This window comes from Kitasatospora sp. NPDC089913 (assembly GCF_044748625.1).
In the GTDB taxonomy this organism is placed as follows: Bacteria; Actinomycetota; Actinomycetes; order Streptomycetales; family Streptomycetaceae; genus Kitasatospora.
On the sequence record NZ_JBIVGI010000045.1, the window covers coordinates 1 to 13,796 of the forward strand.

Annotated in this window: 7 protein-coding genes and 1 tRNA gene; 7 read left to right on the top strand and 1 reads right to left on the bottom strand. The window is 75.3% G+C overall.

The features are described from left to right. Positions 1-8: 8 nt before the first annotated feature. Positions 9-82, bottom strand: a tRNA-Met gene (locus ACIPYS_RS37805). 832 nt (positions 83-914) lie between these two features. On the opposite strand from ACIPYS_RS37805, the gene ACIPYS_RS37810 reads away from it, so the two are divergent. The 7 genes from ACIPYS_RS37810 (at position 915) to ACIPYS_RS37840 (ending at position 13,746) form a co-directional block, all read left to right on the top strand. Beyond that, a complete protein-coding gene (locus ACIPYS_RS37810) occupies positions 915-2,558 on the top strand; it encodes an alkaline phosphatase D family protein (protein WP_400754878.1) in 1,644 nt (547 codons plus the stop codon). A gap of 383 nt (positions 2,559-2,941) precedes the next feature. Beyond that, a complete protein-coding gene (locus ACIPYS_RS37815) occupies positions 2,942-4,201 on the top strand; it encodes a helix-turn-helix domain-containing protein (RefSeq protein ID WP_093862987.1) in 1,260 nt (419 codons plus the stop codon). A gap of 310 nt (positions 4,202-4,511) precedes the next feature. Then, positions 4,512-5,078 carry a cobalamin B12-binding domain-containing protein gene (locus ACIPYS_RS37820; RefSeq protein WP_353653515.1) on the top strand — a complete coding sequence of 189 codons (567 nt, stop codon included), beginning with the start codon at positions 4,512-4,514 and terminating at the stop codon, positions 5,076-5,078. Then, entirely contained in the window at positions 5,075-6,487 is a 1,413-nt protein-coding gene (locus tag ACIPYS_RS37825) for a methylaspartate mutase (protein ID WP_400754883.1), read from the top strand. Before ACIPYS_RS37820 ends, ACIPYS_RS37825 begins: the two co-directional genes overlap by 4 nt. Then, the gene (locus tag ACIPYS_RS37830; RefSeq protein WP_093862990.1) at positions 6,484-7,494 is read left to right on the top strand and encodes an asparagine synthetase A; all 1,011 of its coding nucleotides are present in this window, start codon (positions 6,484-6,486) and stop codon (positions 7,492-7,494) included. Before ACIPYS_RS37825 ends, ACIPYS_RS37830 begins: the two co-directional genes overlap by 4 nt. Further along, complete coding sequence (locus tag ACIPYS_RS37835; RefSeq protein ID WP_400754886.1) at positions 7,491-8,747, top strand: glutamate synthase-related protein; 1,257 nt, start codon at positions 7,491-7,493, stop codon at positions 8,745-8,747. Before ACIPYS_RS37830 ends, ACIPYS_RS37835 begins: the two co-directional genes overlap by 4 nt. Positions 8,748-8,979: 232 nt before the next feature. Further along, a complete protein-coding gene (locus ACIPYS_RS37840; RefSeq protein WP_400754889.1) occupies positions 8,980-13,746 on the top strand; it encodes an amino acid adenylation domain-containing protein in 4,767 nt (1,588 codons plus the stop codon). Positions 13,747-13,796: the final 50 nt, after the last annotated feature.

A 13,796-nucleotide genomic window follows, 5' to 3' on the forward strand; every position in this document is an offset into this window, starting at 1 on the left:
CTACTGAGTAGCGGGGACAGGATTTGAACCTGCGACCTCTGGGTTATGAGCCCAGCGAGCTACCGAGCTGCTCCACCCCGCGTCGGTGAACACGACCTTACGCACCTGGCCGGTCGAAAGCCAATCGGTTGTTCCCGCACGGTCCGCCCCGGGCATCCGCCCGGCCGTCGGCGGCGACCTCCGCGCGGCTGCGCCCGGCCCTCGTGCGTCGGTCTCCCGGTGGCCGGCCGGCAGGCTGCTCCGCACCTGCCCGTAGGCCGTGAACAACCCTTCCGGGCTCGGAGTATGACGCAGCGTCCGGTCCCGTGAGCGGCGGGTTTGCGGGTGGGTGCGGTGTCGTGATTGGCTGCCGCCACCCACCCGCAGGCCCACCGGGGTGATCTCGCTCCGGGCTCTGCCGCGAACGCCGTTCACCTCGGCCTTCGCGGTGGCCGAGGACCTGCCGGTCGCCGTCCGGCGCGGGGCCGTTGAGGTCCCGCCGACGGGCGTGCACCCCGTGCGCGGTGGAGGGACGGGCGGCGCTCGTCCACCTGCGCGCGGGGCAGGACCGGCGGGCCGAGTGGGGCGGGCGGGTCCGCGCCGACCGCCCCGCTCGGTGCGAAGCCGGGGCGAGCCGGGCCCGGAACGAAGCCGGAACGAGCCCGGCCCGGAACGAGCCCGGCCCGGTACGGACCGCAGCGGACTCCGCGCGGTGCGCCCGGAGCGACCCCGCCGGGTCTCCGGGACGAATCTCCCGATTGTCCGGTCCGACCGCTGTGATCACACGATGATCACCTGTCGGCCGGTGCTCCGACGCCCGCCGTACCGCCCGGGCCGGTCCAATTTCCCTCCGTACACAGTCGGTGCGTACGTCCGGTCTGCCCGGCCGACGTGCGCCGCCGGTCCGTCCCCGCGTACGGAAGGCAGTCCAGCCCGTGGCCAGTACAGACCAGCAGCCCTCGCCCGACCGGCGGTTGACCGAGGCGGCGGCCCGGCTCGGCCTCGGCCGCCGCCGCTTCCTGACGGTCGCCTCGGCGGCCGCCGCGCTCGCGTTCACCACCGAGCTGCCGAGCGCCCACGCCGCCGACGCCGAACTCGCGCCCCGCACCCTGACCGAGGACCCGTTCACCCTCGGTGTCGCCTCCGGTGACGCGCTCGGCGACGCGGTGGTGCTCTGGACCAGGCTCGCGCCCCGTCCGCTGGAGCCCGGCAGCGGCCTGCCGCCGGCCGGACTGGTCCGGGTCGACTGGGAGGTGGCCCGGGACGAGGGCTTCCGCAGGGTCGCCCGGCGCGGCACCGCCAGGGCCCACGCCGAGTTCGACTGGTCGGTGCACGTGGACGTCGACGGCCTCGACCACGACCGGGTGTACTGGTACCGCTTCCGGGTGGGCGCCTGGACCAGCCCGGTCGGCCGGACCCGCACCGCCCCGGCCCGCAACCGCAACGTCGACCGGGTCCGCTTCGGTCTGGTCTCCTGCCAGGCCTACGAGGACGGTTACTTCACCGCCTACCGGCACCTCGCGGAGGAGGACCTCGACGCCGTCTTCCACGTCGGCGACTACATCTACGAGTACGGGATCGACGCCGCCGGCGGCGACCGCAAGTACACCGACCGGACCCTGCCCTCGCTGTTCGCCCACGAGACCACCACCCTGGCGGACTACCGGCTGCGCTACTCCCTCTACAAGACCGACCCCGACCTCCGGGCCGCGCACGCCGCCTTCCCCTGGTACGTCACCTGGGACGACCACGAGGTGGAGAACAACTACGCGGCGGGCATCCCCGAGAAGGGCCAGTCCCCGGAGGCCTTCGTCGCCCGCCGCGCCGCCGCCACCCGCGCGTACTGGGAGAACATGCCGCTGCGGATGCCGCGGCCGAACGCCGCCGAACTCAAGCTGTACCGGCGCCACCACTACGGGCGGCTGGCGCAGTTCGACATCCTCGACACCCGCCAGTACCGCTCCGACCAGGCCAACGGCGACGGCTGGCAGTACCCCACCGCCGAGTCGGCGGACCCGCGCCGCACCCTGATGGGCGCCACCCAGGAGCGCTGGCTGCTGGACGGCTTCCGCAGCTCCCGCGCGGTGTGGAACGTGGTGCCGCAGCAGGTGGTGCTCTCCCGCCGCAAGAACACCACCGCGGAGGTCTCCAAGCTGTCCATGGACGCCTGGGACGGCTACCCGGCCGCGCGCGAACGGCTGCTGGCCGGGGTGGAGGACATCGGCGTCGAGAACCTCGTGGTCCTCACCGGCGACGTGCACGTCGCCTACGCGATGGACGTCAAGCGCGACTTCGACGACCCGGACTCGCGGACCGTCGGCGTGGAGATCGTCGGCACCTCGATCGCCAGCGACGGGGACGGCGAGGAGCACCCGGGCAACTGGGCCACGCTGACCGCCGCCAACCCGCACCTGAAGTTCTACGACGGGCGGCGCGGCTACACCGCGATCACGCTCGACGAGGAGCACGCCCGCGCCGACTACCGGGTGGTCTCGCACATCACCCGCCCCGGCGGGACCGTGTCCACCGCCGCGTCCTTCGTCAGCGAGGCGTACAACCCGGGGCTCAGGCCCGCCTGACGCCTCCCCGTCCCGCCCCGGTCCCGTCCCGCCCCTGCCGCTCCCGCCCCGCCCCCGAGCCACCGGCCCGGTCGTACCGTTCCCCGATGCGGTACGCCCGGGCCGGTCCCGTCCCGCTGCCCTTTTCCCGGTCGTCCCGCCGACCGCCGTCGATCCCGCTCCGCGCCTTCGGGCGTCCGGGGGGTTCGTGGACGATGCGGAGGTGCCGTGAATCTGTGGTGATCGGCCGTTGATCGGCCGTAGAGCCGGGCCGTGGACCATCGGCGCCAGGGGAAAGCCGGTCCGACGGTCACCACCGTCCGGCGCCGCACTCGGGCCCGCCTGACGGGGGCGCGGGCCCCTGGTCCCCGGTACTTGGCCAACCCACGGAAGGCGGACGGAGCATGGACGGCGGTCACACCCTGCAGTTGACGGCGGGCTTCGGCGAGCTGCTCAGGATCCGGCGCGAGCGCATCGGACTGACCCAGCAGGTGCTCGCCGACCACGCGACACTGAGCGTCCGGGCGATCCGCGACATGGAGAGCGGACGGGTCCAGCGCCCCCGGCAGGAGACGGTCCGGCTGCTCGCCGACGCACTGCGGCTGGAGGGCCGCAGCCGCTCGGTCTTCGAGGCGGCCGCGCGACGCCAGGCGCTCGCCGAGGAGCCGCGCGACGAGCCGACCGCGCCGCCGGTCGCCCGGGGCGCGATCGTCGGCCGCGAACCGGAGATCGACGTGCTCACCGAGGCCCTCGCCGTGCACGGTGACCGGCTGGTCACCGTGGCCGGACTCGGCGGGGTCGGCAAGACCCGGCTGGTGCTGGAGGTGGCCCGCCGGCTGCACCTGACCGCCCGCTGGTCGGTGCGCTGGATCGACTGGGCCCGCCAGCCCGGAATGGGCCCGGAGCGCCGGGCCGACCTGGTCGCGGCGATCGGCGCCCACCCCACCCTGCTGGTCCTGGACGGCGCCGACGCCGGTGTGGAGACCGCCCTGCTGGACGAGCTGTTCCAGCGCTGCCCCGGCCTCAGTGTGCTGATCACCGCCCGGGTCGCGCAGCCGCTGCCCGGCGGGCAGGTGGTCCCGCTCGCGCCGCTGCCCACACCGGGCCCGGAACTCGACCACGACCCGGTGGCGCTGGCCGAGGTCGGTGCCGTCCGGCTGCTGCTCTCCCACCTGCGCCGCTTGCGCCCCGGGTACCGGCTGGAGCCGGAGGAGGCGCCCGCGGTGGCCGCGCTCTGCCGGCAGCTGGACGGGCTGCCCGGCGCCCTGGAGCTGGCCGCCGGCTGGTCGACGGTGCTCTCGCCGCGCCAGCTGGTGGCGCGGATGGCGGACGGGCCGTTCCAGCTGGGGCCGCCGCCGGCCGGATTCGGCGGGCGCGGGGGCGTGGGCGAGGCGCTGGACGCGGCGGTGGACCGGCTGACCCTGGGCCAGCGCGACCTGCTGGAGCGGCTGGCGGCCGAGCCGGGGGACTGGTCCGGGGAGGACGCCGTGGAGCTGAGCGGACGGCCGCCGCAGGAGTCGCTGGCCGCCGTGCACGAACTGCTGGCCAGTGGGCTGATCCGCAGCGTGCCGGCCCGGGACGGCGTCCGGTTCACCGTGCTGAACCTCTGCCGCCGACTGTTCGGCGGCGCCGGGGCGTACCCGCTGCTGGCGGCGGCGGGCTGAACCGCCGGACGGCCCAGGACCGGGCCGCCGGACGCTGAGGACCGGGCCGCCGGACGCCCAGGACCGGACCGCCGGACGGCTCGGCACCGGACCGCCGGACGCCCAGCACCGGACCGCCGGACGGCTCGGCGCCGGACCGCCGGAGGGCGGGGCACCGCGCCGCCGGGCCCGATACTGCCCGTCACTTGCCGGGCGAGCTGCCGGTCCGCCCGCCGGATCGTCCCTAGCGTTCTGCTCAGGCCGGGCCGGCCGGTCGCCGGTGCCGCCGGCCGGGACTCCCACCACCCACCGACTACAGAGGGTTTGCGCCGTGAACCAGTTGGAGCCGCAGCGCGGCGAGGCCGTACCGGCGGGTCTTGAGGTCGTCGTGACAACCATGTCCTCGGACTCGCACACCTGGAACCTGGTCTTCCTGCAGCTGCTGCTGGAGGAGCTCGGTCACCGGGTCACCAACCTCGGCGCCTGTGTCCCGGACGAGCTGCTGGTCTCCGAGTGCCGCCGGATCGAGCCCGACCTGATCGTGCTGAGCAGCGTCAACGGACACGGCTACCACGACGGACTGCGGGTGATCGCCGCGCTGCGGGCCTGTCCCGAACTGGCCCGCACGCCCACGGTGATCGGGGGCAAGCTCGGCATCGCCGGCTCCGGGGACCCGGAGCGGCAGCGCTCGCTGCTCGCCGCCGGGTACGACGGGGTGTTCGAGGAGGGGCGCTCGGTCGCCGACTTCCGCTCCTTCGTCGGCGCCCTGCCCGCGTCGGCCGGGCGGTCGCTCCCGGCCTCCGCCGGGCTCGCCCTGCCCGCTCCCGGCCGGGCGCTGTCCGCCGAGGCGGTCGTCGGGGTGCGGTCCGGGGCCACCGCCTCCGGGACGCGGCGATGAGCGGCCTCGCCACCGCGCCGCGCGGGGACGCCCCCGCCGCCCCGGGCTTCGGCGCCTTCGTCGCCCGCGCCAGGGCCGCCGGGACCCTGGTGGTCCAGCCCCGGATGGGCATGGCCGACCCGCTGCGGATGCGCGACGGCCTGCTCGCCACCCGCGGCGCCGCCGCCACCACGGTCGGCACCATCACCCTGGACAGCTACACCCGCACCGGGGACCTCGCCGCCGCCCGGAGCGCCCTCACCGAGGGTGTCGGCCTCAACGGCTACCCGATCGCCAGCCACCCGGTCGACGTCACCCGGGCCGTGCTGCGCGGGATCGCCGACGCCCGCTTCCCGGTGCAGGTCCGGCACGGCTCGGCGATGCCCGAGCACATCATCAGGGCACTGATCGCGGTCGGTCTGGACGCGACCGAGGGCGGCCCGGTCTCCTACTGCCTGCCGTACAGCCGCACCCCGCTCAGCGAGGCGGTGGCCTGCTGGCGCCGCAGCTGCGAACTCCTGGCCTCACTCAGGGAGTTCGGCGCGGAGCCGCACCTGGAGACGTTCGGCGGCTGTCTCATGGGCCAGCTCTGCCCGCCGAGCCTGCTGATCGCGATCAGTGTGCTGGAGGCGATGTTCTTCCGTCAGCACGGGCTGCGCAGCGTCTCGCTCAGCTACGCCCAGCAGCCCGAGCCGCGGTACGACGAGGAGGCCATCACCGTCCTGGGCCGGCTCGCCGACGAGCTGCTGCCCGACGTCGAGCGGCACATCGTCCTCTACGCCTACATGGGTGTCTTCCCGCGCACCCCCGGCGGGGCCAGGCTGCTGCTGGAGGACGCGGCCCGGCTGGCGGTGCGGACCGGCGCGGCCCGGCTGATCGTGAAGACGACGGCCGAGGCGCACCGGATCCCGACCGTCGGCGAGAACGTGACGGCGCTGGAGACGGCCGCCGCCGCGGCCGCCGCCGAGCGCCTGCGCCCGCCGCTCACCGCCGTACCGGACACCGGGGTCGAGGCGGAGGCGCGGGCGCTGATCGGGGCGGTGCTGGAGCTGGACACCGACATCGGCCGGGCCCTGGTCCGCGCCTTCGCGGCCGGCTACCTGGACGTGCCCTACTGCCTGCACCCCGACAACGCCGGGCGGGCCCGCAGCTCGCTCGGGCCGGACGGGCGCCTCCAGTGGTCGAACGTCGGCTCGATGCCGATCGCCGGCCTGTCCGGGGGCCCGCGCCCGCCGATCCTCGGCTCCGCCGAACTGCTCGGCGCGCTCTCCTACGTCCAGTGGAGCTACGACAGCCGCGCCGCCGAAGCCCGGGAGCTCGGCCGGACGACCGCCGACTCCGACCGGACATCCGCCGACTCCGCCCGGACATCCTTCGATCTCGACCGAACACCCGCCGCACCACGAGAGTTGGGACACACCACGCCATGACCACCGACGGGCCCACCCCCGCGACCGCCGCCGCGACGCTCCCCGAGCCCGGCCGCCACCTGACCTCCCCGACCACCCGGGCCGCCCTGCGGATCCAGCACCAGCTGCTGTTCGCCGCCCGCGAGTTCCTGCGCGCCCGGGGCTTCACCGAGCTGCTGCCGCCGATCATCGGCCCGGTCACCGATCCCGGTTCGCGCGGTTCCAAGCAGGTCGACATCGACTTCTACGGTCACCGCTACAAGCTGATGACCAGCGCGATCCTCTACAAGCAGGCTTCGCTGCTGGCCTTTGACAAGATCTTCTGCATCGCGCCGAACGTCCGGCTGGAGCCGCTGGAGACCGCCGGCACCAACCGCCACCTGGCCGAGTTCCACCAGCTGGACGTGGAGGTGGCGGGCGCCACCCGGGACGACGCGGTGCAGCTGGTGGAGGAGCTGGTGGCGCACATCGTCGGCAGCGCGGTCCGCGAGCTGCCCAAGGAGTTCGCCGAACTCGGCCGCGACACCGATGCGTTCGCCGAACTGCTGAAGGGCTCCTTCGGCCGGATGCGGCACGCCGAGGCGGTGGCGGAGCTCCAGGGACTGGGCCACCCGCAGAGCCCGGACGCCGAACTCGACTGGGCCGGCGAGGCGCTGCTCTCCGCCCGGCGCGACCGGCCGTTCTTCGTCACCGACTACCCCAAGGGCTCGCGCGGCTTCTACGACCGGGAGAACCCCGAGGACCCGGGCCTGCTGCGGAACTTCGACCTGATCGCGGCCGAGGGCTTCGGCGAGCTGTGCAGCGGCAGCCAGCGCACCAACGACTACGCCGAGATCATCACCCGGATGCGCGAGACCGGCGAGAACCCGCAGAAGTACCGCTGGTACCTGGACCTGGTCCGCGAGGGCGTGCCCGGCAGCGCCGGCTTCGGCATCGGGGTGGAGCGGCTGACCCGCTACGTCGCCGGGCTGGACGCGGTCTGGCAGGCCAGCGCCTTCCCGAAGCTGGCGGGGGTGGTGTCGCCGTGAGCGACCTCTCGGCACCCGGCTTCCCGGAGGAGGAGGTCCGGCACCGGGCCCGGGCCGGGACGGCCGCCGCCTTCCCGCCGCCCGGCAGCTACGGGCAGGTCCTGCTCGGGGCCGAACCCCCGGCGGAGGGGCGGACGGCCGGGGACGCGCTGGACGCCCTGCGGATCGTGCCGCCGGTGTTTGTACCGCAGCGCCTCGCCCGGCTGATCGACCTGGGCCGCGAGCCGGACTACCGGGACGTCGAACTCACGACGGCCATCGGCGGGTTCACCTCGGCACTGCCGGTGTACGTGTCCGCGACCGGCTCCACCCGGGCGGCCGGCGGTGACATCGGCCTGGCGCTGAGCCGGCAGGCGGGCGCGCTCGGCCTGCCGATGGTGATCGGCGAGAACGTCGTCCCGGTGAACGGCTACGGCCGGCTCGGCGAGGCCGCCGACCGGGCCCTGCTCGGCCGACTGCGCGCCTACGCGGAGGAACTCCCGGACGGGCTGGGCGGGGTGGCCGTCCAGCAGTCCACCGAGGACGCCGACGCCGAGGTGTGGAACCTCGTCTACAGCGACCCGGCGGCCCTGCCGCTGCTCGAATCCGGGCGGCTGGCCTTCGAGTTGAAGGTCGGCCAGGGCGCCAAGCCGGGCCTCGGCGGGATGACCGTGCTGGACGCCGCGGACGCCGAGCGGCTCGGCGACCGTTACGGCATCGACCCGGTCTTCGGCGACGACGGACGGGTCCTGCGCGCCAGTACGCCCGGCACCTTCACGGCGGAGATCCTGCGCCAGCAGGTCCGGCTGATGCGCAACAACTTCCCGCGGGCCCGGATCTGGGTGAAGCTGCACCCCGGCCGGGACGTCGCCGAGGCCGCCCGGGTGGCCGCCGAGGCGGGCGCGGACGCCGTCACCGTGGACGGTGCGGAGGGCGGCACCGGCTGGGCGCCCGGGGTGTTCCCGGCCCAGGTCGGCCTGCCGCTGGCGGAGTGCCTGCGCCGGCTGGCCGCCGCCGGGCCGCCGCCCTGCCTGCTGGTCTCGGGGCGGATGTGGGAGGGCGGCCGGGCGGTCAAGAGCCTGGCCCTGGGCGCCCGGGCGGTCGGCCTGGGCCGGGCGGCCCTGCTGGCCGCCGCCGAGGACCCGGAGGACGGGCTGATCCGCTTCGCCGACTGTCTCGCCCTGGAACTGCGGCTGCTGATCAGCGCGCTCGGCAAGTACACGCCGGCCGCGCTGGAGCGCGCGGACGTGTGGTCCCCGGACTTTCCCCAGTAATTCCCGCCCCCACCTCACCACCGTCTCCACGACAATCGCAGACCGTATTCCCGCGAGCCCGTCGCGGCGCCTCCGTGCGCCCCGGCGGGCCGTCTGCGTCTGCGGCAACTCTGTTGTGGTGAGCGGCAGTTGAAACTGCCGATGGTCTTCCGGGAATTCTGCCGATCGGCCCCGGAAGGCGGGCCTATCGTCGAGACCACTGCCCGCAGCATCGTTAATTCATCGGGGTTGGATGATGGAATCTCGCGGTTTCCCCTTCATATCCGTCGCGCGCCGGTTCCCGGACCGCCCGGCCGTCCGGCTCGGCGGGCGGACCGTCCGCTACCGGGAGCTGGACGAGCTGAGCGGCGCTCTCGCCGCCCGGATCGCCCCCGGCCGCACGGTCGCCGTCACCGGTCGCGACCGGCTCGACCACCTGGTCGGCCTGCTCGCCGCGCTCCGCGCCGGTGCCACCTACCTGCCGCTGGACCGGGACGCCCCGGAGGAGCGCAACCGCTGGATCCGCGAGGACGCCGGCGCCACCCTCGCCCTCACGGACGGCGAGCTGACCGGCGAGCCGGCCGGCGACCTGACCGGAGAGCCCACGGGTGAGGCGGCCGCGGACCTGCCGGACGAGCCGCCCGCCACCGCCGGCTACCTCATCTACACCTCCGGCACCACCGGCCGCCCCAAGGGCGTGCACGTCCCGCTCGCCGCCCTGGCCGGCCACCTGGCCGCCGCCGTCGAACGCTTCGGCCTCACCGCCGAGGACGTGGTGCTGCACCTCGCCCGCCCCACCGTCGACGTCGCCGTCGAGCAGGTGCTCACCGCGCTCTCCGCGGGCGCCTGCCTGGTCGTCCCGGAACAGCAACTGCTCGCCCCGGACGCCCTGCTGGACCTGCTGGACACCGAGGGCGTGACCGTCGCCAACCTGCCCGCCGGCTACTTCCAGGAGGTCGTGCCGGCCGTGCGCGACCGGGGCCGCGAGCGGGCGCCCCGCACCCTGCGGCTGATGATCTCCGGCAGCGACCGGCTCCACCCGGACGCCGCCGCCACCTGGTGGGACGCCACCGGAGTGCCGCTGCTCAACGCCTACGGCCCGACCGAGACGGTCGTCACCGCCACCACCCACCGGCTGGCCGGCCCCACCGCGCACGGCGCCGGGTCCGTCCCGATCGGCATCCCGCTCGGCGACCGCCGCACCTACCTGCTGGACGACCGGCTGCGGCCCGTCACCGCCCCCGGCGAGGCCGGCGAGCTCTACCTCGGCGGCCCGCTGCTCGCCGCCGGCTACCACGGCCGCCCCGGCCAGACGGCCGGCCGCTTCGTCGCCGACCCCTTCGCGCCCGAGCCGGGCGCCCGGATGTACCGCACCGGCGACGTCGTCCGGCGCGAGGCCCCGGACGCCCCGCTGGAGTTCGTCGGCCGCGCCGACCACCAGGTGAAGATCCGCGGCTTCCGGGTCGAGCCCGGTGAGATCGAACAGGTCCTGGCCGCCCACCCGGACGTGGCCGGCGCCGTGGTGGTCGCCCACGAGGGCCGGCTCGCCGCCTACGTCACCGGCGCCGCGCCGGACCCCGGCGCGCTCCGCGCCCACCTGGCCGAGCGGCTGCCCGAGCACATGGTCCCGGCCACCGTCACCGCGCTGGACGCCTTCCCGCTGACCGCCGGCGGCAAGGTCGACCGCGCCGCCCTGCCCGAGCCGCAGGCCGAGCCGCCCGCCGCCGCCCCCGCCGGGCGCCCGCTGCGCACCCCCGCCGAACAACTGATCGCCGCCGTCTGGGCGGACGTCCTGGGGGTGCCCGAGGTCGGTGCCGAGGACAACTTCTTCCACCTCGGCGGCGATTCGCTCACCGCCGTGCGGGTGGTCGGCCGGGTCTTCGACGCCTTCGGCATGATCTCCCCGTACGCCATCTTCGACGCCCCGACCCTGGCCGGGTTCGCCGCCGCCGTCACCGCCTCCGCGGGCGGCGAGCGCCCGCCGCTGACCCGGGCCGGCGCCACCTCGGCGCCGCTGTCCAGGTACCAGCGCGGGCTGTGGTTCCTCGACCAGATGAACCCGGGCGCGCCGACCTACATCGTGCCCTGGGTGTTCCGCTTCGCCGGACCGGTCGACCCGGAGCGGCTGCACCGGGCGCTGGCGGGCGTCGCGGCCCGGCACGAGGCGCTGCGCACCACCTTCGAGCTGACCGAGGACGGCCCCCGGCAGGTGGTCCACCCCGCCGTCGAGGTGCCGTTCACCGTCACCGACACCGAGCCCGGGCGGGTGGACGGGCTGGTCGCCGAGGCCGCGCTGGTCCCCTTCGACCTGGAGACCGGCCCGCTGCTGCGCGCCCACCTCTACCGCACCGGCGACACCGCCACCCTGCTGCTGCTCTGCCACCACATCGTCTGGGACGAGGGCTCGCTGCCGGTCCTGGAGGGCGAACTCGCCGCGCTGTACGAGGAGCCGGCCACCGGCCGCCCGGCCGCGCTGCCCGGGCTCGCGGTCCAGTACGCCGACCACAGCGCCTGGCAGTACCAGGACCGGGAGAGCGCCGAGCGCCAACTCGCGCACTGGCGCGAACACCTGGCCGACGCCCCGACCGAGCCGGTGCTGCCGACCGACCGCCCCCGGCCCGAAGTCCCGGAGTTCCGCGGCGACTTCCACCGCTTCGCGATGCCGCGCCCGGTCGCCGAGGCCGTCCGCGCGCTGGCCCGCAGCGAGGACGCCACCCCGTTCATGGTGCTGCTGGCCGCCCTGGCGCTGACCCTGCACCGCCGGACCGGGCAGCGCGACCTCGTCCTCGGCTCGCCGGTCAGCGTCCGCGGTGGACGGCCCGAACTGGACGCCCTGGTCGGCTACTTCGTCAACCTGCTGCCGCTGCGGGTGCGACTGGAGGAGGGCGCGGACTTCCGCGACCTGGTCCGGCACGTCCGCGAGGTGGCGATCGCCGGCTACCGCCACCAGGAGGCGCCGTTCGACGACATCGCGGCCACCGTCCTGGAGGACCGCCCGGACGACCGGGCCGAGAACCGCAACCCGCTCTGCCAGGTGCTGCTGGAGCTGCACCCGCTGGACTCCCGCCCGCTGACCGTCGGCGGCATCGAGGTGACCCGCGAGCTGCACTCCAACCCGGTCTCCCGGTTCGACCTGTCGATCTCCGTCGACGACCGGGGCACCGACTTCACCGGCCGGTTCGAGTACGACTCCGACCTGTTCGACGCCGCCACCATGGCGGAGCTGTGCGACGCCTGGCTCGGCACCCTCGCCACCGTCGTGGAGACGCCCGTGCACGCCCTGGTCGAGGCCCGGGCGGCCGCCGCCCCGCAGGCCCTCGCCGTGGTCTCCGGCGAGCAGCGGATCGGCTACGGCGAGCTGAACACCCGGGCCAACCGGCTCGCCCACCACCTGGCCGAGGCCGGCACCGGCCGCGGCGACACCGTCGCCGTCCTGGTCGAGCGCGGCCCGGACCTGGTGGTGGCGCTGCTGGCGGCGCTCAAGACCGGCGCCGCCTACACCCTGCTCGACCCGGACTTCCCGGCCGAGCGGCTGGCCGGGGCGGTCGCCGACAGCGGCGCCGCGCTGCTGGTCACCCACCGCCGCGCGAGCCCGCCGTTCCCGGTCGGGCGCCACCTCGACCTGGACGCCGAGGCCGCCGCGATCGCCGCCCGTCCCGGCCACGACCCGGGTCTGCCGGTGACCGGCAAGGACCTCGCCTGCGTGATGTTCACCTCCGGCTCCACCGGCCGCCCCAAGGGCGTCGCCGTGCCGCACCGCGCGCTCACCACCACCTACCTCGGCCAGGACTACGCCCGCTTCGGCCCCGAAGAGGTCTGGCTGCAGTGCTCCCCGGTCTCCTGGGACGCCTTCGCCCTGGAGCTGTACGGCGCGCTGGCCTTCGGCGGGGTGTGCGTGCTCCAGCCCGGTCAGCGGCCCGACCCGCAGGCGATCGCCGAGCTCACCCGGCGCCACGGCGTCACCCAGCTCCAGTTGTCGGCGAGCCTGTTCAACTTCCTGCTGGAGGAGTTCCCGGCGACCTACGACGACCTCAAGGTGGCGTTCACGGCCGGCGAGCGGGCCTCGGTCACCCATGTCGGCAAGGCGCTCGACCAGTATCCGGGGCTGGTGGTCGCCAACGGCTACGGCCCGGTGGAGAGCCTCGGCCTGACCACCTGCCACCGTGCCACCGCCGAGGACGCCGCCGGGGCCACGATCCCGATCGGCCGCCCGCTGCACGGCAAGGCGATCCACATCCTGGACGAGCGGCTGGAACCCGTCCCCGACGGCACCACCGGCGAGCTGTACGCGGCCGGCGGCGGCCTCGCCCACGGCTACCTCGGCCGCCCGGCGCTGACCGCGGAACGCTTCGTCGCCGCCCCCTTCGGCGCGCCCGGCGAACGCCTCTACCGCACCGGCGACCTCGGCCACCGGCGGTCGGACGGGCTGCTGGAGATCACCGGGCGGATCGACGACCAGGTGAAGATCCGGGGCTTCCGGGTCGAGCCCGGCGAGATCGAGGACGCGCTGACCCGCCACCCCGCCGTCCGGGAGGCCGTCGTCACCGTGCACCAGCCCGCCCCCGGCGACCACCGGCTCGCCGCCTATGTGACCCTCGACAGCGCGGCCGTCCCGGCCGGACCGGAGGCGCTGCTCGACCACCTGGCGGCGCTGCTGCCCGAGCACATGGTGCCCGCGACGGTCGACGTGCTGGACGCGCTGCCGCTCAACCCCAACGGCAAGGTCGACCGCAAGGCGCTGCCCGCGCCCGCCGAGCGCCGCGCCGGGGCCCCGGCCGACCCGCTCACCCCCGACCCGCTCACGCCCGGTCAGCGCCTGGTGGCCGACGCCGTGCGGGCGGTGCTGGAACTGCCCGGCGACCTCGGCCCGGACGACAACTTCTTCCGGATCGGCGGCAATTCGCTGGCCGCCGTGCGGGTCGCCATGCGGCTCTCGCAGGAGACCGGCACCAAGGTCCCGCCGCACGTGGTGTTCCGCGGCCGCACCGTGGGCGCCATCGCCGAACGGCTGGCCTCGTGATGACGGGCCGCCCCGACACCGCTCGCACCGACGCTCGCACCGAAGGGAAC

What these genes read in the sequence shown, in the direction of transcription:
- ACIPYS_RS37840 (WP_400754889.1), top strand. Translation starts at nt 8,980, where the DNA reads ATGATGGAATCTCGCGGTTTCCCCTTCATATCCGTCGCGCGCCGGTTC.
- ACIPYS_RS37830 (WP_093862990.1), top strand. Translation starts at nt 6,484, where the DNA reads ATGACCACCGACGGGCCCACCCCCGCGACCGCCGCCGCGACGCTCCCC.
- ACIPYS_RS37815 (WP_093862987.1), top strand. Translation starts at nt 2,942, where the DNA reads ATGGACGGCGGTCACACCCTGCAGTTGACGGCGGGCTTCGGCGAGCTG.
- ACIPYS_RS37825 (WP_400754883.1), top strand. Translation starts at nt 5,075, where the DNA reads ATGAGCGGCCTCGCCACCGCGCCGCGCGGGGACGCCCCCGCCGCCCCG.